This is a genomic window from Lactobacillus sp. UCMA15818 (assembly GCF_030400225.1).
Classification (GTDB): domain Bacteria; phylum Bacillota; class Bacilli; order Lactobacillales; family Lactobacillaceae; genus Liquorilactobacillus.
The window spans coordinates 1-21850 of record NZ_VJYB01000017.1 but is presented as its reverse complement, the minus strand read 5'-3'; the positions used below and the strand labels follow the sequence as shown (position 1 = coordinate 21850).

Here is a 21850-nt window from a genome sequence, read left to right as displayed (position 1 = left end):
TTTCTCGATCTATGGTATATTCCTTCTTCTTAGCATTAATTATTATTAATAGACTCCACAAATCTTCATCCATAAGCTGCCAAGACCAAGCCAGACAACGAGGTAGAAAATACCTAAGATTGCATTGAGACGCCACCAATCTTTTTGTGAAACGTATCCTGCTGAGAAAAGGATTGGTGCGGGTCCATTACTGTAGTGAGTAGTTGATGCAAATAAGTTACCGAAGAATCCAAGAGATAGTGCCGCCAGTAATGGTGGAACACCCGAGGCAACGGCTACTCCAAGCAAGGCAGAATACATCGCACTGACATGTGCTGTTGCACTCGCAAAGAGGTAATGTGAGTAGAAATAAAACAAGATTAGAACAATTAAGACAAGAGGCCATGACAAACCGTGTACGCTGACTGCAATGGTCTTACTTAGCCAAGGAATGAAGCCAAGAACATTCAGCTCGTTAGCCATCATTACCAATATGGAGAACCATGTTAATGTATTCCAAGCTCCCTTTTCTTGTAGGATGTCGCTCCAATTAAGCACACCAGTTAACAGTAAAAGAGAAAGAGCAATAAATGCAGTCAAAGTTGCATCGATATTTAATGTGTCACCCAAAACCCAAAGAAGTAACGCAATGACGAAAATCCCGGCCATAAATTTTTCAGGTAAAGACATTTTGCCCATTTCCGAAAGCTGTTCATTGGCCCACGCTTTGGCGTTAGGAGTTTCCTTGATTTCGGGAGGATAAAGCTTATATATAATGAATGGAACAAGAATTAAGCTTATAATTCCGGGGACAAGAGCAGCGATAAACCACCCCATCCAAGAAATATTGATATGCGTACTTTTAGCCAAAGACTGTGCTAATGGATTTCCGGCCATCGCAGTTAGGAACATGGCAGCGGTAATCATATTTCCATGAAATTCGGCGAAGGTCAAGAAAGATCCGACTTTACGTTGAGTATCATCTTCAGGAGTAGAGCCAAAAGATCGAGACAAAGAATTAATAATGGGAAACATGATGCCACCCGCACGAGCGGTATTACTAGGTGTCGCAGGTGCAAGAATTAAATCAACACCAATCAGTGAATATGCTAGTCCAAGTGTTTTTTTACCGAAAATCCTCACAAAACCAAGAGCAATTCTACGACCTAACCCAGTTTTGATAAATCCTCTTGAAATGAAGAATGCCATCGCAATTAACCAGATACTATTGTTGCCGAAACCTGCGACAGCCGTATCAATAGGAATTTCGTGAGTAATAACAGTTGTAGTGAATCCTAAGATTGCAACTGCACCAATTGGTAATGGTTGGGTAATACAACCAATTATTGTAGCAACAAAGATTGCAAGCATGTGCCATGCGACGACTGAAACACTCTCTGGTCGAAATGGTGTTGCCAGCCATATAATTAATGCTACAGCAATAGGAATAATAAACTTTTTATAATTTATTTTGGTAGCCAAGATAGTTAAGCCTCCATTAGTATTCAGGTACCCATTTAGTATCATTTATTGCTGCAGAAACATCAGTGATTTTTTCTCTTGTTAAGCTTTGCTTTTTGGCACTTTCAGCAACTGCAAGGGCAACTGTAGTTGAAAAATGATCTAGTTTTGAAACAGGGGGTAAGACGGCAGCTCCAGCTTCTTTAGGATCAACAATTCCACCTAATGAATGAGCAGCAGCTGAGATCATCTCATCATTTAACAGTGTTGCAGTTGAAGCAATTACACCTAAGCCAAGACCTGGGTATACAAGAGCGTTGTTTGCTTGTCCAATGTGATAAGATACACCGTTGAATTCAACATCAGGTGCAGGAACTCCAGTGGCAACAAGTGCACGTCCTTCAGTCCATTCGATTAAATCATGAGCTTTAGCCTCTGCTAATTTTGTTGGGTTAGAAAGAGGGAAAATGATAGGTCTCTCGGTATGAGAAGCCATCTCACGAATTACATCTTCTGTGAATGCTCCGGGCTGTGTGGATGTCCCAACAAGAATCGTAGGATGAACAGCTTTAACAACTGCTAAAAGGTTAGTGAGTTCAGCGGCATTGGTAAATTCACTTCTTGAACGGGCAAAAGGTTTTTGTTCAGGTGTTAACGTTGTGTCATCATCAAACAACAGTCCTTGCTTGTCAACCATATAGAAATGCTTACGAGCTTCTTCTTCACTCAATCCTTCTTGAACAAATTCATCACAAATCCGTTTTGTAATTCCAGCTCCTGCAGTCCCAGCACCAAAGCAAAGATAAATTTGATCAGTCATTTTTTGCTTAGAAATATTTAATGCACCAAGAATCCCAGCAAGAGTAATAATTCCTGTACCTTGGATATCATCATTGAATGTTGTGATTTTATCTTTATATTTGTTGAGCAGGTTAGCTGCATTGTCACGACCGAAATCTTCAAAATGAAGATAAAGATTTGGGAATAAGCGTTCGGCAGATTCAACAAACTTATCTACAAATTCGTAATATTTGTCACCAGTGATGCGGCTATGATGATTACCAAGATAAAGTGAATCATGTAGAAGCTTATCATTATTTGTTCCTGTATCTAAGACAACAGGTAATACTTGACTAGGATCAATTCCAGCTGCAGCAGTGTAGACCATTAACTTACCAACAGAAATATCAACCCCATTTGTGCCCCAATCACCAATTCCAAGGATTCCTTCAGCATCAGTTACAACAATTAGTCTAATATTACGGCCATTAGCAGCATTTTTAAGCGAGTTTTCAATAGCGTCAGGATCATCGATTGATAAGTAAGTAGCATTTTGCGACTGTACGAATAATTCACTATAGTTCTCAATGGTATCTGCGATTGTTGGATCATAGACAATTGGCATGAACTCAACTACATGTTCACTAAAGAGTTTGAAGAAAAGTATATGATTTTCATTAAAGATTTCCATTAAAAACATGCGTTTTTCAAGGTCAGTTGGTTTTGTTTGGAATTGTGCATATGTTTGAGCAACTTGTTGGTCAAGTGTTTGAACATATGGAGGTAAGAGTCCTTCCAAACCGAATTCCTTACGTTCTTCTAGTGTGAAAGCAGTACCTTTATTTTTGAATGGATCATTTATAATATTCATTCCCATGTCATTTAGACCTTCCTTTTGTTAAGATATACATATAATAAACCTGTTGCTTTTTTATAGTCAAAAAATATTTTTTTAATAAGAAATTCTTATAATGAGTTTTGAAATGCTTTTATACCAAAGAAAGGACAGACTCTTTATGAATACTAGAGATCTTGAATATTTTATAAGGCTAACAGAAATTAAGAATTTTTCAAAAGTTGCGCAGGAATTTGGAGTTAGCCAGCCCACGATTACTTTTGCATTAAAGAGATTGGAAGAAGAATTGAATGCGCATTTAATTGTCAGACATCGTGCACAAGGTGGATTGCTGATAACGGACAGCGGGGCGCAACTGCTGAACCACGCTAAGCGAATGCTGCTGCACTATAACTTAGTACAAAAAGAAATTACGAACAGCCGGTTAAAGATGCTGTCACTGGGTCTGCCACCTATTATTGAAAATAACTATTTTCCAGAGGTCGCTAAGAACTTAAAAAAAGATGGTCTGTTGGATAGGATTCAGACAATGGAATATGGTTCAAGAACAACTTTAAAAGCGCTGCAAAATGGAGAAATCGACATGGCACTTTTAGGTTCGATTGATCCGCTAAGCGATGAGTTAATCATGACTGAAGAGTTTGATCGCCAACCCTTCGTGATCTTTGTAGCTAAAAAGCATCCATTGGCACAAAAGAAAAGAGTGTGGTTTAAAGACTTAAGAGGTGAAGATTTTGTTTTATTTAAAAATGGTTTTGTGCATAATCATGCGTTTGATTTACTCGCTGCACGTAATCATTTCCGCCCACATGTTGTTTTTAGGTCAAATGGTACACATAGTCTGATGAATTTGATTGCTGATGGTGTTGGAATAGGGCTTCTCACGGCAGTTGTGAATCCCATTCGCAAGGATATTGTCAAGGTTGAGTTGTTAGATACCGACGTACCGATGTTTGTAACGAGCATCGCTTATCGTCGCTCACATGTCTTTAATAAGCTGCAGCAGGCAATTTTAGACAATATTAGAGAAACGCTTATTAAAAACGAGTGAAAAGGAAACTAAACATTGGTATAGTGTGAAGATACATAAATATAGGGGTAAGGAGCAAGCAAATGTTAAAAATAGTTCAACTAAGCAAAAACTTTGGTGCCAAGCAGGTTTTAAGCGATGTTAGTTTTTCTGCGGATTCAGGTGAGATTACTGGACTGATTGGGAAGAATGGAGCAGGAAAGACGACAATCTTTCACAGTATCTTGAACTTTGTTAAGTCTGACGGTGCAATCGTATTTGATGATCAGCAAATTACGGAGGAAACATATAAAAGAATTGGGTACCTGCCAGAGGAAAGAAGTTTGATGCCTAAGCTGACTGTCTTTCAACAAGTCAGATTTCTTGCAAGCTTGAAAGGGATGAAGGCAAGTGTCATACGAAAAGAGCTACTTAGGTGGATGGATAAGCTTGAAGTGAAGGGCAAAATTGATGACAAGATCAAGAGCCTTTCTAAAGGAAATCAACAAAAGATACAATTAATATGTACACTAATTCATCAACCGTTACTAATCATTTTGGATGAGCCTTTCAGCGGCTTGGATCCTGTTAATACTGACTTATTAAAGGAAGTCATTTTAGCTGAAAAAGAACGGGGCGCAACAATTATTTTTTCGGATCACGATATGACTAATGTAGAAGAACTTTGTGACAAGCTTGTAATGATCAGTGATGGACAGGTTGCCCTAGATGGTGAGATTCAAGCATTACGCCTTAGCTTTGGAAGTACCAGAATTTTTGTACAAACCGAGATGACACAAGAAGAGCTTCAAAGCTTATCACATGTGACAGCTGTTGCGAAAACTAAATTTGGAACATATCGATTAGATATTGAAAATGAAAAATATGGTAAAGAAATTTTTGATGAAGTTACAGGCGGACATTATGTGAAAACCTTTGATCAGCAGCCACCAACGTTAAATGAAATCTTTAAAATGAAGGCAGGTAAATAAGATGCGGCAAATTTTATTGGTTCTTATGGAAACATACAGAAGACAGGTTAAGAACTGGAGCTTTATTTTGCTCGTGATATCACCTTTTATATTTATCTTTATTTCATTTGGATTTGGTTATTTAAGTAGTACTCTTGGTGCAGATAGCAGTGATCAGATTGCAATTGTTTCAACCAATAAGGGACTAGCTAAGCAATTAAGATACGATAAAGACGAGATGACGCTCAAATATCACTCGCAAAAGAGCGCACAGCAAGCCTTGAAGAAAGAAAAGATAGAAGGTTATCTAGTAGTTGAGCAAAAAAACAGTCAATTAACTGCCAAATATGTTGGAAAAGAAAGACTCAGTACTACACAAAAAACGCATTTCCAGCAAGTGCTGCAAGCAAATCAACAGAGTTTAAATGTACAAAAAGCACAAATGACGCAAGCACAATTAAAAGCACTTGCAACGCAATCGATTTTAGAGCAGCAGGTATCAAAAAAGGGAGTATCAGATGAAACAATCAAAACCATTTCGTTTACAATTACTATTTTTCTAATGTATTTTATCTTGATTATTTATACAACAACGGTAGCACAAGATATTGCCTCTGAAAAAGGCACGAAAATCATGGAAATGGTGTTTTCTAGTATGCCAGCCAAAAAATATTTTTACGGTAAAATACTTGGGACTTTTGCGGTAATTGCAACTCATTTATTGATCTACCTAGTTGGCGGTAGTGCCTTGTATCTGATTCTTCCCAAATTAGAAATTTCCAAGAAAATGTTCGTAGAATACAATACAATGATTGGCAAAGTTGTGAGCAACCTATTATCGATTAATTTACTTTATGTTTTGCTGGGAGTAATCATTTTTACAATTCTAGCGGCTTTATGTGGGGCGCTTGTTGTTCGCCCAGAAGATACTTCAAAGGCAGTCCAACCTGTAATTTATGTTGTTTTGGTTGGATTCATCGGATCATTGGTATTTGGAGAAAACGCAAACAATATTATTGTGAAGGTCGCATCCTTTATCCCATTCATTTCTTCATTCTTTATGCCAATGCGCTTGATATACAGTAGTGTTAGTCCTGTTCAAGTGGGATTGTCATTACTGATATTATTAGCAGCAACTTTTGGTTTGGCAATGTATGTTGGGAGACTGTATTCAGGTCTGATCTTACAGACAGATGATGTCGGAATCATCAATAGTTTTAAACGCGCAAGTAAAATTAAATAATTATTCGAGTTTATAACAATAAAAAGCAGGGCATACTTAAATGTCTTGCTTTTTTTCCGATTCTAAACATATAGAACTTAGAAACTTTGGAGGCGAATATCATAATGACAAAGAAAAAAACAAAAAGTATTAGTCGAGTCTATGCAACTATTTTGATTTTTGTTGCAATTACACCAATCATAATTATGTTGTTGAGCTCATATATCAATACATATAACCTACTAATTCAAAGAAACAACGCTAGTAAAATTGGTGCAGTTAGTACTGCCGTAAGTATACGAAAAGAACTAAGAGACCAAGCTGGCAATGCTCTAGATGGAATTTCTAAGCAAGCTGTTTTTAAAGAAAAATTCAATTTGAAAGATATTAAAAAAAGTATTAGAGATGCGGAGAATGGTAATAAAATAGTCGAAGATGTTATTTTCTCAAAGAAAAACGGTGATTTTGTAGCTGATAGTAATAAGTTAGTCAGTAACTATGATCCAACATCTCGACCATGGTTTAAAGGAGCTATGGCCAAAGAGGGTTCAATCTTTTTTTCTAAACCATATTTAGCTGTTACTAAAAATCAATATACAGTAAGTGTATCTAAGACTGTAAAAAATAAATACGGGCAAGTTGGCGTATTGTCCTTCCATATTTCATATAGCATTGTCCAAAGTGGGATAGAAAATATGAAAATTGGACGAACAGGTAATGTAATGCTGGTTTCGAATGATGGAATTGTAGTTGCTTCGAAAAACAAAAAAATGATTGGTAAGAATATTAAAAAAGGGCCTTTATATAAAGCAGTTATGAATTCTTCAAAAACAAAGGGTAATGTAATTCCTAAGGGAGAGTCCAAGGTTCAAGCGGCATATTTTGATAAGGGAGATAATAGCAAGATTTTTGCTGTTGCACAAACAAAGGCAAACGAATTGAGACCTGAATTAGGGGCACTGGTAAAAAATTCAATTATTGTTTCACTAATTATGATTGCCATTGTGATTATACTGTCAATCATAACAACCAGGATACTTAAACAGATTTTCTGGGTATTAAAAGAATACTTTGAGAAAGCTGGAAATGGAGAACTTGAAGTAATTGATGATAAGAAGTTGAATAATGCTAAATTGTTTAGATCTACAAAAGCAATGATTAGACCTGATGCAACTGGTAATGAAATTCAAGTTTTAAGTTTAAGCTTTAATAAGATGGTTCAGTCGATTTCTGAACTTATTGCTAAAATCCAGCATGAAGGGGACAATGTTGCTAAGAAATCAGACACATTATTCACGCTTGCGCAGCAGACAGATACAGCAACTGAAGAGGTTGCAAAAACAATTACGGGAATTGCAGAAGTGACAAGTGTCCAGGCACAAGAGACTGAAAAAAGTGTAGGACAGGTAAAGGATTTATCTAAGGTTGTGCAAGTACTGCGAGAAAATATAATTGAAATGACCAAAAAATCGACAGAAGCATCTAATTTGAATGGTGAAAATATAAAGATTGCTGGGAATGTTGATAGTAATTGGAATCAAGAACTATTAAGAATGGAAAAATTAAATAATTCAATGAATGAATTGAATGACAATGTTAAGAATATTAATAAGATAGTAAATGTAATTAATGGAATTTCGCAGCAGACGAACTTGTTGGCTCTGAATGCTTCTATTGAAGCGGCAAGTGCTGGGGAAGCTGGAAAGGGATTCTCTGTTGTTGCTAGTGAAATCAGGAAACTTTCAGAACAGACCAAAGAATCAACAAATGAGATTGAAAAGATAATCGAAATAATTACTGAACAATCGGAAGAAATGGCGCAACAGACCAATGAATCTTTAACAGGTGGAGAGAAGCAATCAGCTTTAATAAAAGAAGCGATTGATTCATCAACAGAAGTCTTTAACAAGAATAAGGATGTTGCTAATAAGATTGAAGATGTAGAAATTGCAAGCAAGAGTATTGAAGAGATTCAGACTCATGTTTTGAGCAATTTAGAAAGTATTTCTGCTTCAACCGAAGAGAATGCGGCTGGAACTGAAGAAGTCTCAGCCAATTCGGAGGAAGTTCTGGCAACAATGGAAGAATTTACAGGTAATGTCGCAGAATTACAAAATATTTCAAAGAAGTTGAAGACTAACTTGGCTGAAAAATTTAAAATCATAAAATAATCCAATCTTCACAGCAGAGGGAGTGTGCCATAAGTCAGGAAAATTTGAGTACTAACTCGAAATTACGAACATAGCAGGCACTTTGTCATGAGTAATTCGAAGTTGGACGGAGAATTTTGACTTATGAAACACGTTTATCCAGAATAAGTAGAGGAACTGAATCAAAATTTAACTTTTGACCCAGCTCTATTTAGATAAAATCAAGAAAAAGGTCAAATCAAAATTTAAATTTTGATCTGGCTTTTTTTATTTGACACAATAGTTCATCGGTGATATGGTTAGTTACATAAGTGATTAACCAATCAACGGATAGGGGATATAAAAATGCAAGAAACAATTATCGAAGTTAATAATCTGAAGAAAATATATGGTAGGAAGAATGAAAAGCAATATGAGGCATTAAAATCAATTAATTTTAGTGTTCAAGACGGAGAATTTGTTGGAATTATGGGAGCTTCCGGTTCTGGTAAAACAACATTGCTAAACATGCTTGCAACTTTTGACAGACCAACTAGTGGTTCCGTAAAGATTAAAGGAAAAGAAATTGCAAAGTTAAAAGGGAATGCACTTGCTGATTTTCGTGCTAGTAGAATTGGATTCATCTTCCAAGATTTTAATCTGCTTGAGAATCTAACTGCTGCAGAAAATATTGGGCTACCGCTTTCTTTACAGGGTGTTTCAGCTAAAAAAATTGATGCTACTACAACAAAGGTCGCTAGTGAACTGGGTATCTTTGAATTATTAAAAAAATATCCAAGTGAACTTTCTGGTGGACAAAAGCAAAGGGTTGCCTGTGCGCGAGCACTAGTTCATAATCCCGCAATTTTATTTGGTGACGAACCAACTGGTGCACTTGATTCAAAATCTGCACGTGAGTTATTAGAGCTTATGACAGAAGTTAATGAGAACATGAGGACGTCAATTTTGATGGTTACACATGATGCCTTTTCAGCTAGCTTTTGTAAGAAAATAATTTTTATTAAGGATGGCAGAATCGAACGTGAATTGATCAGAGCGGATAAGCAGAATCGAAGTAATTTTTATCAAGAAGTTTTAGATCTTTTAGGAACATTCGAACAATAGAAAGGAGGGAAAATTGATGTTACGCAAGTTAGCGGTAGGTGGTATTAAAAATCGCTGGAAAGATTACTTAGTACTTTTTTCCGGATTAGTAATTTCAAGTTCCATTTTTTATTTATTTGAAACACTTTCTACAAATGGAAAATACTTAAAAGAAAATGGAGCAATAATTAGCATGATAGGGTATATCTTTACCTTTGGTTCTGTCTTATTAATGTTGATTACATTGGTATACATTAATTACGCAAATAATTTCTTGTTAAGTATGCGGCAAAGGGACTATGGCCTATTCATGATGCTGGGAGCGCGCAAGCGAAAAATCGGACAATTAATTTGGATAGAAACAATGCTGATTGGTTTCTTGTCAACGTTCGTTGGTATTATTGTGGGTATTATATTGAGTACAGGAATGCAAAACATTGTTATCAAGGCTTTAGGTTTAACTACAAGGTATTATGAACCAATTTGGTGGAAAGCAATTCTTTGGACGCTCATTCTTTATCTTGGATTATTTTTCTTGGCAGCAATCTATAATACCTTCCTGATGACAAAGAAACCCGCGCTTAAATTATTGAAAAGTCAGCAAAAAGCTGCAAAAAAACAACTTCCTATCTGGATACAAATTATCCAGGCCTTAATCGGCGTGATTTTACTTACGATAGGATATGGAGTAATTCTAAATGCAGTTAAGTATGGCAGTAAGACTATTCCAATTAGTTTGTTTACCATTACCTTTGGAACATTCTTCGTCTTCAATTCAATTGTGACAGTTGGAATTGGTTTCCTACGTAAAGCAACACTTGCAAAGAAGAAATTAAATGGATTTACTTTAGGTCAACTAGAATTTAGAGTACATGACTATACCAAGATGTTAACAGTGGTCACGATGCTATTAGCACTCGCACTTGGTGCAATAACAACAGGAATTGGATTCAATAACATTACCGATAAGACAGCGCAGTCACAATCAGCATATACATTTGGCTTGTTTCAGCCAACTTCAAAACAGAAGGCTTTAATTAAAAAATTGGATGTTGAACGACAATCAAGTTATTCGTATAAGGTTTCAGGTAATGCTGTCTATTTTGAAGAGGCACAGTTTAAAGCTCAACCATTTGAGACAGTTAAGTTCAATAATAAAAACTTTACTTCAAGCTATACTAAGTTGAGTGCTGCAGACCTCAAGAAAAAGAGTTATATATTACAGCAATTTACTGCAAGCATTCAGCCTAATAAACAAGTTGTACTTGTAGACGGGCAAAAATTTGCCGCAATTCAGGGCCAAACACAGACTGCACTATTTTTTAGGGCAGAAGATACCCAGAGCGCACAAAGTGTCCTTTCACAAATCTCAAATCTTGAATATGCAAAGAGCAAACAGACTGATAGAACAAATGCAATTCAGGGAAATTATGATGCAAAGATTTATATCATCAAGCCACTGTATTCCGGACTCGAGTTTATGGGGATTTTCCTTGGAATTGCTTTTCTGGCAATGTTAGCAAGCTGCTTGATGTTTAAAATTCTCTCGGGTGCGTTTGCGGATATTAAAAGATATGCAATGTTGTCCAAGTTAGGTGTGCGCAAGTCATTATTGCAAGGTGCAATTGCCAAGGAGATTGGAGTATTGTTTGTTTTACCTGCAATTGTGGGTGTTGTTCATGTTCTGGTTGGTTTAAACTTGTTCAAAGGGCTGCTGATTAATCCATATTATGGTATTTGGCTTCCATTTTCGATATTTGCTGTGTTGTATTTGATATATTATTTGATAATATTCTTCATGTATCAAAGAATTGTTCTGAAGAATAAGATTTGACAAATAATAACGATTGTTAGTATCCTTGATTTTGTGTTTTATGGATGATGAGGTGAAAAGAGATGCATTTTAATTTTAACAGCACAGAACCAATCTATTTGCAAGTCGCCAGTCAGATTGAAGAAGCTATTTTTACTAAAAACTATGCTGAAAAAGAGCAGATTCCTTCGACCACGGAAATTTCGCGAGATTTTCATATTAATCCTGCTACAGTACTTAAAGGAATTAATCTGTTGGTAAGTAGTGACTTGGTTGAAAAAAAGCGTGGAATTGGAATGTTTGTTGCTCAAGGTGCATACGAAAAGCTCGTAAAAAAACGACGAGAATTGTTTTACCAAGATAAGATTGTGCAAGTTGTTGATGAGGCAAAAAGGTTACAGATATCAGAAGAAGAACTATTAAATTTAATCAAACGGGGGTATTGATTGATATGGGAATTGAAGTTAAAAATATCCAAAAAAAATTTAATAAAAAGAAAATTTTATCCGACGTTAGTCTTGAACTGGAACCTGGAAAAATATATGGCCTCCTAGGACGTAATGGAGCAGGAAAGAGCACTTTGTTGAGTATCATAGCCAATCGAATATTTTCAGATTCTGGCGACGTCGTATTGGATGGTGAAAGTGTCTTTGAACGTGACGAGGCATTGGGACAAATTTATTTGATGAGTGAACGCAATCTTTATCCTGAAGGAGCTAAGATTGAGAAAATTTTCAAATTGACTGAACTTTTTTATGGTTCGTTTGACTATGAATATGCTAATGAATTGGCCGACAAGTTTGGGTTAGACGTAAAACAAAAATTTGGTAAACTGTCAACGGGTTACCGGAGTATTTTTAAGCTGATTATTGCTTTGACTGTTCCCGCAAGGTACGTTTTTTTAGATGAACCGATTTTGGGGCTGGATGCTAACCACCGCGAATTATTCTATCGCGAACTGCTTGATAATTATGTTAAAACGCAGAAGACCTTTGTGATTTCAACGCATCTCATTGAAGAAATCACAAATATTCTTGAACATGTCTTTATTCTCTGCCATGGTGAGGTTGTGATTGATGGTAATGTTGAAGATATAATGAAGAAAGCATATTTGATAGCTGGACCACAAAAAGATGTTGCTGATTATTGCCGTGGCCTTAACATAATAGGCAAAGAGAGTCTGGGAAGTATTCACGGAAATTATATCTATGGTGACTTGGACGATAATCGAATTTTGCCAGATACAGTTTCTGTGGAACGGATGGATTTGCAGAAACTCTTTGTTAATCTTACTAATATGGAGGAGGCTAAGAAATGATGACGGCAAAAGAAGTTAGTGTTACCAATTATTTTTTTAAAAATACACTTAAAAAGCTTGGATATATATTAATCTGGATAATTTTTTCATCTTTATTCTTTCCTTGGGTATTTAGTGGTTTTAACTTCAGTAGTATATCCTTAAGGAGTATTTTAACAGATACGACATTAGGACCAGTCCTCTCCATTTTGATTTCAGGAATTGCACTTTTCCCTTATAATGATTTCAAGTTATTAATTCAAAGCGGAATATCGCGTAAGACATTTTGGAAGGCAAGAATTCTCTCTTTTTTAGCTGTTAGTATTCTAGGTCAATTAATTGGAATTGTTGTAGGACTTTTAAATCCCTATACGAACCATTCATGGTATGGAAGCTCGCTATATATGCAGGTTTACGGCAAATATTTTGGCAGTACTGCAATGAACTCTTTTATGGGATTATGTTTTATCTTGCTTTCAACATCGGTTGTTACGGTTGGGGCAATCATGGTAGGCAGTATTTTTAGTCTCTTTACTAAAAAAGCTAGGGTCTATATTTTCATTGGCCTCTTTGTAATGGCAGTGGTCTTTATCAATTGGATTTCTGCAGCAGTACAAAATGATTATATGCTGAATATAATCAAACATACTGATTCTTTTCTACACTTTATTGTTGGATATAGTGGAACTAATGCGCGTGTGGGAGCATGGAATCCGACGATGCCATTTATTGTGGCCGTACTCACAGGTGTAGTCTGCTTGTTTGGAAGCTATAAGATAATGGAGCTTTTTAAGATCAAGAATGAGTAGATATTGTTTTTAATCTAACTTTTTGGGTTATACTAAGATTAAGATTGTAGATAACTTTAAAAGGTTGGTGTTTTACAGTGATTGAACCAGGACAAGCATACAGGCGAAGTGAAAGAGAAAAATATACAAAGGAACCAGGGAAGAGTATCAGTAGGTATTTAGCATTTTTTATTGGGATAGCACTGATGATGATAGCTGGGACATATGCATTAAAAAATACAATACTGAATGTTAAAGTAGCTGTTTCAGAAGTTACTAAAACTGTTTATATCAAGCAGGCTACAAGCACTTTAAATAGTGTTGTGGCCGCTTTGGCATCTCAAAATAATATCCCGTCGTCCTTAACATCTAATTTAGTTACTGAGAGTCAGGTTAAGACTGACCTTGCAACCGTCACACGTAATATTTATGCCGGAAAAAGTGAGATAATTGATAGTACATTAATCAAGAAACAAATTGAGCAGAATTTGACCGAAAAAGCCACAAGTGCAGGTGTTTCTACAGACAATGTTGTATATCAGTCTGCTCAAAATACATTTTTGAGTGGAATGAGTTCCTATATTACCAGTAAAATAAGTGCAACACCCGCAGCTAAATTGGCGAAAGTAATTACAAACATCAAAAAGACGAATAATCTGATATTTGTTATTGGAATCATTTCTTTTGTTATTCTTTCATTACTATTGATTGTTCATGATCGAAATATTTTTAGAATTATATATTATTGGGGAATTTCGGCCATCTGGAGTGGAATTGTACTAGCGGCAACTGCTTTTTTGATTGGAAATTCTGAAATCCCAAATAGAATTGCAAGTATGGCAGACCAGGCTAGCGGGTTGATTGGAACATTATTGCAAATTACATTTACACAGATTCAAGGTTATGGGCTGTGGTTGATTGCGTTTGGTGTGATACTCTTTGTTTTAGGATTACTAAGAAAGATAATAAGATAGGATTTAATCAATGGAATATACGTGGATAAACAGTGGGGGCAAACAAACCGTCAAGCAGTTGCTGCTAACTAACGGACTAAGCCAGCGCCTTTTGAGTCAAATAAGGCGTGGTGAAGGTGGAGAAGTGCTGGTTGGCACGAAACATAGTAAGCTAAAAACAATGGTGGCATGTGGGCAAACAGTGACATTAAGACTGCAAAATGAAAATAATGATGAGCTAGTAGCAGCTCAGGGTGATCTTACGATATTGTATGAGGATACAAATTGGCTGATTGTCGATAAACCAGCTGGAATGACAACTGTTCCTGGGCCAAGCAATCGGAAAACGACCCTTGTCAATTATGTAAAAGGATACCTAGCTGAATCTGGGGCCAAAGACTTAGTGCCACATATTATTACGAGACTTGACCGGTTTACGAGTGGCGTTGTTTTAATTGCTAAAAATAGGGTTGCACAAGGAATGATTGATAAGATTGACCGCAAAAATTTTGAAAAATATTACTTGGCGATTGTGGAAGGCAAGCTAGCGGCAGAACATGCAATGATTGATAAACCGATTGGAAGAAGAGATTCCGAGATACGCAGAAGAGTTATGGCTGAAGGGCAAAATGCTATTACGGAATATTGGGTACGTGACTGTTTCAAGGATCGTTCACTGGTACTGGTTAAGCTTTATACTGGAAGAACTCATCAAATTAGAGTGCACTTTAACGCGCTTGGTCATCCTTTACTTGGAGATGAACTGTATGGTGGCAGCTTAGATAAAATAGGGCGACAAGCATTGCATGCATTCAAATTAAAGTTTTTAGAGCCATTCACACAAAAATATGTTGAGGTTGAGTGTAGTTTGCCTGCAGATATGCAGCAATTTTTTGGAGTGTGCCATAAATCGGGAAAATTTGAGTACTAACTCAAAATTACGAACATAGCAGGTACTTTGCTATGAGTAATTCGAAGTTAGGGGGAGAATTTTGACTTATGAAAAACGTTTATACGGAATAAATAGAGGGACTGAATCAAAATTTAACTTTTGACCCAGCCCCCAGTTTTTGAAGGATTGAGCTAACTAAGGAAAAGAAAATCTATATTATTTTGGCAGAGCAATTTTTTTTTGCTATAATATAATGTGAGTACATTGATATAATTATATAAGGGTGCTAAAGGAGTGGAACTGTTTGACACCAAAAAAAGAAGACTATTTAAAAATCATTTTTGAATTGGGTGGAACCCAAAAAAAGGTCTCAAACAAGCAGATTTCATTAAGCTTAAATGTTGCGGCGGGGTCTGTCACGGAGATGGTGGCAAAATTAGTTAAAGATGGCTTAGCTGTACATACACCTTATGCAGGAATCTCTTTAACTGAAGAAGGAATTAAAGTTGCAGAGGAGTTAGTCAGAAGACATCGCCTTTGGGAGACTTTTCTAGTATCCGCATTAGGATATAAGCTGCAGGATGTTCACACTGATGCTGAAGTTCTTGAACATATTGCAAGTGAAAATTTAATGGAACATTTGGATACATTCTTAAATCATCCTACGCATTGCCCACATGGTGGGGTAATTCCAAATAAAAATGGCGATTATCAAGAAGATGGGCATAAAGTTTTGGCCGAAGCAGAAGATGGAGCAATAGTAAGAGTTGATCGATTCATTGATAATCATGACTTATTAACTTATCTGGATGACATTGAGCTACAAATTGGTGATGAACTTAAAATAATGGGACATTCTCCTTTTGAGGGGCCAATTAAAATTATGATTAAGGAAACTGGGCAGAAAATGAATGTTAGTTTTAAAGCGGCGCACTATATTTTTGTAAAATAGTCGTAGAGCACTATCTTTTTTGAGAATGGCATGATATACTAAGGGTGTATTTTTGTATGGGTTACCGTGGTTAGAATGTTTCAAATAACTTTCCCCATTTGTGCCGATCAAGAATTACAACTATTATTAAATAGTGCCAGATAGGCACAAGGAGGAGTTTATTCATGGAACAAGGTACAGTAAAGTGGTTTAATGCAGACAAAGGTTTTGGTTTTATTACTCGCGAAGATGGTAGCGATGTATTCGTTCATTTTTCAGCTATCCAAGGCGACGGTTTCAAAACTTTAGATGAAGGCCAACATGTAACTTTCGACGTTGAAGAAAGCGACCGTGGACCACAAGCAGTTAACGTTACAAAAGACTAATTTAAAGTCGAAAAGCAACCGGAGTGAGACAGCTGTCTCATTTCGGTTTTTTTTGTCAGGACTGGGCCAAAAGTTACATGTTGGTCTAGTTTTTCTACATTATTATGAATAAACGTGTTTCATAAGTCAAAATTTTCCGTCTAACTTCGAATTATTCAGAGCAAAGATCTTACTATGTTCGTAATTTCTAGTTGATACTCAAATTTTCCCGACTTATGACACACTCTTTTTTTGTCAGTTCAAAATTCAATTTTGAACTAGCTTCTTATTGATTTATGGTGAACCTTTTTTGTTAGGAGAGAGATGAAAAGTTTAAAATTAAGATGGCTGCTAATAGGAAACTTGATTTCGAGTACTGGAATGAGTTTTATTTGGCCGCTCACAACCGTATATATGCATGATTATTTAGGAAAATCTCTAGCACTTGCAGGGATAGTTTTATTTGTAGAATCGCTGATTATGATTGGCGGAAGTTATATTGGTGGATATATATATGACCATGGCAATGGTCGCTTTTGGATGCTATGTTCGATCATGGTTTCGATTATTGCACTATTATTATTGGTCTTCTTTAATAAGTGGCCAGCATATCCGATACTATTGATTATTAATGGTTTTACTGGGGCGATTGCAAATACAATTATTAATGCTTTGGCTGCGTCTATTAAGAACCATGAAGCCAGCTACGTATTCAATATGATGTATTTTATGGCAAATATAGGGGTTGTCTTAGGAACATTAATTGTGGGTTTTATTGTCAAAATAAATATTAGGTATATTTTTGTTGTTACGTTTTTGTTGTACGTAATCTTTTTTATAATTGCTTTGACAAAATATGTATTTGAAAACATTCAAATTGAGAAAAATACGGACCATCTAAAAAAAGAGTTGCTTCAAAAAACGTCAACCAATAGTATTCTTATAATTGGTGGAATATTATTGACATATCTGATGATTCAGGTTGGATATGCGCAGTGGCAGTCAAATCTTTCTGTCTATATGCAGTCATTAGGAATTGGATTAAATAAGTACAGTTATTTATGGACAATCAATGGAGTAATCGTGGTAATCGGGCAACCAATTATCAGTTTCCTTGATAAAAGATATGGAATAAATGATTTTAAAAAAGTATATGTAGGCTACGTGATGTTTGTAATTGCTTTTGCATCTTTGATTTTTGCAAAGGACTATATGCACTTTATGATGTCAATGATAATAGTAACGTTTGGTGAGGTAATTGCATTCCCAGTCATTCCAGCGATTGTAGCAAATTTGAGCAGTAATTCTGAACGTGGAAAGTATCAGGGATTTGTTAGTATTGCTGCTTCAACTGGTCATGCAGTCGGGCCATTGTTAGGCGGTGTGGTAGTTGAGATGTTTTCGTATGAAGTATTGTTTGAGGTGATAGTTTTATTGGTATTGTTATTTACGATTATCAGCTTAATAATAACTTATTTTAATTTAAAAAAATAATTGCAATTTTCCTAACAATGTTAGATAATTTTTCAAAAAGGTTGTGGAGTTTGTGACTAAAAACGATCTTATTATTGAAACAATTTTAATGGCGGGAAAGATTATGATTGAAAATGGTGCTGATATGGCTCGTGTTGATGATACATTAACACGAATTGCACGGAACGCTGGCATTGATAATCCAAAGATTTTTGAAACGACCACTGGAATTTTAATGTCAATTCCAGAGCAATCTTCCGCACAAGTTGAACCTATTCAAAAAAGGACAATTGATTTAGAGAAAGTTTCATTGGTTAATCAGAACTCAAGAGCATTTCAAGATGGGCAAATTTCATTAGAAGAATTTCGCAATAACTTGGTGAAGCTGAATATTTCGACCCCTTTTTTTTCTTTTTGGCTACAGTTGATTGCGGCTGTGGTTGTAAGTGTGACTTTGATGATAATGTATGGCGGGTCTTGGCATGATATGATTGCAACTGCATTTGCAGGCGGATTTGGGTATAGTTGCTATTATTTGATTAATAATCGGCTTAATATCAGATTTGTTAGTGAATTCTTGGCGTCTTTTCTCATTGGAGTTATAGCTGTGTTGTTTGTGCGGTTACAGTGGGGGACACAGATTGGTATGATTACCATTGGCGGGGTAATGCCGCTGGTGCCTGGAGTACCAATTACTAACGCTGTTCGTGATGTATTCGCTGGTCATTTTCTTAGTGGAATGGCTCGTGCAATGGAGGCATTGTTGAGTGCTTGTGCAATTGGCATGGGCATTGCTTTTGTTTTCCGCTTTTTATGAAGGGCGTAAGAGGATGATAATAATACAGATAATTTGCAGTTATTTAGCAACAATTGGTTTTGGCATTATTGTTAATATTCCACATAAGGCACTTAATTCGTGTGGTTGGGTCGGTGTGCTGGGATGGGTAATGTATTTGGTAGTTAAGGCTGCTGACGGTGGTACGATGCTAGCTAATGCGGTGGCTGCATTAGCAATTGGCCTAAGCTCAATTTTTATGGCGCGCAGGTTAAAAATGCCAATGATTTTATTCAACATTCCGAGTCTTGTTCCATTGGTCCCTGGTGGGCAGGCGTATAAGGCAGTGCGTAACTTTGCTATTGGGAATGATCTGGCAGCAATCAGCAATTTAGTACAGGTTGCGATGATTGCCGGTGCAATTGCGATGGGCTTTTTTGTTTCAGAATTGGTAGCTAGAACCTATTTTAGAATTATCATCAAGCATTAGATGTTAATTTGCGAGGATTCAGTTTGGAGCGATAACAAATTGAGTCCTTTTTGTTTTGAGAAAACAAGTTCACGATAATTACGAATTTAATAGAATCTTTTGTCGGAAAATATTCTAAATTTATTCACAACTTACAATTAGTATTAATGAAGTGCAGCAGAAGAACAGCTTCTGAGACGCGCTAGAAATTATGAGATAAAAAATGGAGGAAGCTGGCGCAAAAAATCGGTTGTATTTCGGCACTTTAAATATGGAGGCGAAAGAATGAATTTTATCAAGAGAGCTTTTCTCAATATTAAGGAGAAGAAAGGTAGATCAATATTACTTCTTTTAGTAATGTCAGCAATACTATTATTTGTACTATCTGGAATTATCATTCAGAATGCAGCGAAGAGCGCAATCGCAACAGCAAAAGAAAGTTCTAATGCTACGGTTACATTGACCGCTAACAGAGAACAAGCTTTTAAGAATACTAGAAAGAGCAAATCTAAGGCGACAACGCTGAGTTTACCAAGCGTTAGCATTGCTACAGCCAAGAAGATAGCTAAGTCTAGCTATGTTAAGAGTTACAATATTACAAATAGTACGACGGTGGATGCCAAATCCTTTACTGCAATCAAGACATCTTCAAGTAGTAGTCAATCAGGACCATCAATGGGTGGAAGTAATAATTCGCAGAGTTCCAGCGGTGATATTACACTTTCTGGGGTCTCGAGTACTTCAACCGTTTTATCAAGCAGTAGTGCTAAGTTAGTTTCTGGACGGGGATTAACAACTAGTGATGCCAATACTAATAATGTTGTTATTGAAAAGGAACTCGCAAAGGATAACAGCTTAAAAGTTGGCTCTACAATCAAGGTTAAGGACACAGATGATACAGTTCGGACTTTGAAAGTTGTTGGGATATATAAAGCATCTAATACTGCAAGTTCTGGTGGAATGGGACAATCTGATCCAGGCAATACAATCTACACATCTGCACAGTATGTCAATAAAGTTAAGGGAACAACTGGCAAAGCAGAATCAGTAACTTTTACCATGAATAATCCTGCAAAGGCAAGCACATTCATTAAACAGGCTAAGAAACAAATTAGTACAAGCAAGTTCTCTTTGACAACTGATGACAGCACTTATCAGTCATTGTTGACACCGTTGAATAACGTTAAATCATTTGCTAATAAGATTGTCTGGTTAGTAAGTATTGCAGGGACAATTATTCTTGCCTTAATTGTGATCTTAATGATTCGTGAAAGAAGATACGAAATCGGAGTTTTGCTTTCAATGGGTGAGAAGAGATGGAAGGTCATTTCTCAATTCTTCACAGAAATGTTTGTTGTTTTGATCTTCTCAACAATTATTGCGGTAATTGGTGGAGGATTTGTCGGAAATTATATGTCAAAAGAACTTGTCTCACAATCGACATCTTCCACTACAAGTACAATGACGGTTAGCAGCGGTCAAAGTCAAGGCGGCGCACCAACTCAAGGTGGAATGCCAAGCGGTGGAGGTGCATCACAGCAAGGGCAAAGTACTGGAAATCAACAGAGCAGTAGTTTATCCAATTTAGAGGTGTCAGTCGATCTGATGTCGATCTTTGAATTGTTTGGCTTTGGATTGATAATTATTTTAATTGCTATTTTGGCTGGAACCGTTAATGTCTTGCGATTAGAACCGAAGAAAATTTTGATACTATAGGAGGTAGAATATGATTACAACAAAAAATCTGGCATACTGGTATGATAATGCTGATGAAAAGCTTTTCGAAGACATTAATTTACAATTCGACGCTGGGAAGTTGTACGCAATAATCGGTAAGAGCGGTTCTGGTAAAACAACATTCTTATCATTGATAGCTGGTCTAGACACTCCCAAAAGTGGTTCAATTGAATTTGAAGACGAACCGTTGAAGAAGATAGGTTTGATGAATTATCGAAAAAAATGTGTCTCAATGGTCTTTCAGTCATATAACTTGTTGACATACATGTCAGCACTTGATAATTTATTATGTGCAATGGCGATTACTGGTGCAAAGCATGCAGGTGACAGAAAATACGCTTTGGAATTATTGGATAGAATTGGGATTGATGAAGATAATGCAAAAAGAAAAGTAACAAAATTATCTGGTGGACAACAGCAAAGAGTGGCAATTGCACGGACAATGTGTTGTGACTCAAGATTTGTAGTGGCAGATGAGCCAACAGGGAACCTTGATGAAAGCAGTACAGAGGATGTGTTGGAACTGTTTCAACAAATTGCACATGAACAAAATAAATGCGTGGTCATCGTAACTCATGAGTTTGATGTCGCGCAAAAATGTGACTCAATCATTGAGCTCCGGCAAAAGAAGTTCGAACAAGTTTAGGAATACAGCGTTAAATTAAAAAACAAGAGGTTGGATCAAATAAATTTTGATCTGGCCTCTTGTTTTTTCTTAACTTGAAATGTCAAATTAAGTTAGAAAAAACTTAATTGCTTATCTGTGATATTTTTCATGAATATCTCAATTGGTGTTTTGTAATTTAGTGATTTTCTCGGTATATGATTACGACGGCCACTGACTTG

20 protein-coding genes and 1 pseudogene are annotated in these 21850 nt (G+C 36.3%); 18 read left to right on the top strand and 3 right to left on the bottom strand.

Annotated features, from left to right (window positions below; translation table 11 throughout):
- Positions 1 to 45 precede the first annotated feature (45 nt).
- Both FFX44_RS11635 and FFX44_RS11630 read right to left on the bottom strand, forming a co-directional pair.
- Positions 46 to 1506 (bottom strand): anion permease, encoded by a 1461-nt coding sequence (locus tag FFX44_RS11635; protein ID WP_289981146.1) that lies wholly within the window; start codon positions 1504 to 1506, stop codon positions 46 to 48.
- Positions 1478 to 3097, bottom strand: a complete 1620-nt coding sequence (locus tag FFX44_RS11630; protein WP_289981145.1) for a malolactic enzyme — start codon at positions 3095 to 3097, stop codon at positions 1478 to 1480. The genes FFX44_RS11635 and FFX44_RS11630 overlap by 29 nt, the downstream gene beginning before the upstream one ends.
- A gap of 139 nt (positions 3098 to 3236) precedes the next feature.
- Between FFX44_RS11630 and FFX44_RS11625 the strand changes: the two genes are divergently transcribed.
- From FFX44_RS11625 to FFX44_RS11540, 18 genes are all read left to right on the top strand, one after another.
- Positions 3237 to 4127, top strand: a complete 891-nt coding sequence (locus FFX44_RS11625) for a LysR family transcriptional regulator (protein ID WP_289981143.1) — start codon at positions 3237 to 3239, stop codon at positions 4125 to 4127.
- Between the two features lie 62 nt (positions 4128 to 4189).
- The gene (locus tag FFX44_RS11620; RefSeq protein WP_289981142.1) at positions 4190 to 5077 is read left to right on the top strand and encodes an ABC transporter ATP-binding protein; all 888 of its coding nucleotides are present in this window, start codon (positions 4190 to 4192) and stop codon (positions 5075 to 5077) included.
- Between the two features lies 1 nt (position 5078).
- Entirely contained in the window at positions 5079 to 6299 is a 1221-nt protein-coding gene (locus tag FFX44_RS11615; protein WP_289981141.1) for an ABC transporter permease, read from the top strand.
- Positions 6300 to 6403: 104 nt separating this feature from the next.
- The gene (locus FFX44_RS11610; RefSeq protein ID WP_289981140.1) at positions 6404 to 8449 is read left to right on the top strand and encodes a methyl-accepting chemotaxis protein; all 2046 of its coding nucleotides are present in this window, start codon (positions 6404 to 6406) and stop codon (positions 8447 to 8449) included.
- A gap of 324 nt (positions 8450 to 8773) precedes the next feature.
- A complete protein-coding gene (locus FFX44_RS11605; protein WP_289981138.1) occupies positions 8774 to 9532 on the top strand; it encodes an ABC transporter ATP-binding protein in 759 nt (252 codons plus the stop codon).
- A gap of 16 nt (positions 9533 to 9548) precedes the next feature.
- Entirely contained in the window at positions 9549 to 11345 is a 1797-nt protein-coding gene (locus FFX44_RS11600) for an FtsX-like permease family protein (protein ID WP_289981136.1), read from the top strand.
- A 62-nt stretch (positions 11346 to 11407) separates the two neighbouring features.
- Positions 11408 to 11770 carry a GntR family transcriptional regulator gene (locus tag FFX44_RS11595; RefSeq protein ID WP_289981134.1) on the top strand — a complete coding sequence of 121 codons (363 nt, stop codon included), beginning with the start codon at positions 11408 to 11410 and terminating at the stop codon, positions 11768 to 11770.
- Between the two features lie 5 nt (positions 11771 to 11775).
- Positions 11776 to 12642: an ABC transporter ATP-binding protein gene (locus tag FFX44_RS11590; protein ID WP_289981132.1), complete on the top strand. Its 867-nt coding sequence runs from the start codon at positions 11776 to 11778 to the stop codon at positions 12640 to 12642.
- The gene (locus tag FFX44_RS11585; protein WP_289981130.1) at positions 12639 to 13430 is read left to right on the top strand and encodes an ABC transporter permease; all 792 of its coding nucleotides are present in this window, start codon (positions 12639 to 12641) and stop codon (positions 13428 to 13430) included. The genes FFX44_RS11590 and FFX44_RS11585 overlap by 4 nt, the downstream gene beginning before the upstream one ends.
- Positions 13431 to 13507: 77 nt before the next feature.
- Positions 13508 to 14383, top strand: a complete 876-nt coding sequence (locus FFX44_RS11580; protein ID WP_289981129.1) for a hypothetical protein — start codon at positions 13508 to 13510, stop codon at positions 14381 to 14383.
- Positions 14384 to 14393: 10 nt separating this feature from the next.
- The gene (locus FFX44_RS11575) at positions 14394 to 15293 is read left to right on the top strand and encodes an RluA family pseudouridine synthase (RefSeq protein ID WP_289981127.1); all 900 of its coding nucleotides are present in this window, start codon (positions 14394 to 14396) and stop codon (positions 15291 to 15293) included.
- Between the two features lie 265 nt (positions 15294 to 15558).
- Positions 15559 to 16206, top strand: coding sequence for a metal-dependent transcriptional regulator (locus tag FFX44_RS11570; RefSeq protein ID WP_289981124.1), 648 nt, complete (start codon positions 15559 to 15561; stop codon positions 16204 to 16206).
- Positions 16207 to 16370: 164 nt separating this feature from the next.
- On the top strand, positions 16371 to 16571 hold the full coding sequence (locus FFX44_RS11565; protein ID WP_003689193.1) for a cold-shock protein: 201 nt from the start codon (positions 16371 to 16373) through the stop codon (positions 16569 to 16571).
- 303 nt (positions 16572 to 16874) lie between these two features.
- Positions 16875 to 18044: an MFS transporter gene (locus tag FFX44_RS11560; protein WP_289981119.1), complete on the top strand. Its 1170-nt coding sequence runs from the start codon at positions 16875 to 16877 to the stop codon at positions 18042 to 18044.
- Between the two features lie 52 nt (positions 18045 to 18096).
- Complete coding sequence (locus tag FFX44_RS11555; RefSeq protein WP_289981118.1) at positions 18097 to 18840, top strand: threonine/serine exporter family protein; 744 nt, start codon at positions 18097 to 18099, stop codon at positions 18838 to 18840.
- Between the two features lie 13 nt (positions 18841 to 18853).
- On the top strand, positions 18854 to 19288 hold the full coding sequence (locus tag FFX44_RS11550; protein WP_289981117.1) for a threonine/serine exporter family protein: 435 nt from the start codon (positions 18854 to 18856) through the stop codon (positions 19286 to 19288).
- A 264-nt stretch (positions 19289 to 19552) separates the two neighbouring features.
- A complete protein-coding gene (locus FFX44_RS11545) occupies positions 19553 to 20983 on the top strand; it encodes an ABC transporter permease (protein WP_289981115.1) in 1431 nt (476 codons plus the stop codon).
- Positions 20984 to 20993: 10 nt separating this feature from the next.
- A complete protein-coding gene (locus FFX44_RS11540; protein ID WP_289981114.1) occupies positions 20994 to 21650 on the top strand; it encodes an ABC transporter ATP-binding protein in 657 nt (218 codons plus the stop codon).
- 92 nt (positions 21651 to 21742) lie between these two features.
- Here FFX44_RS11540 and FFX44_RS11535 read toward each other — a convergent pair.
- Positions 21743 to 21850 (bottom strand): annotated as a pseudogene (locus FFX44_RS11535) (IS30 family transposase); the annotation flags it as partial.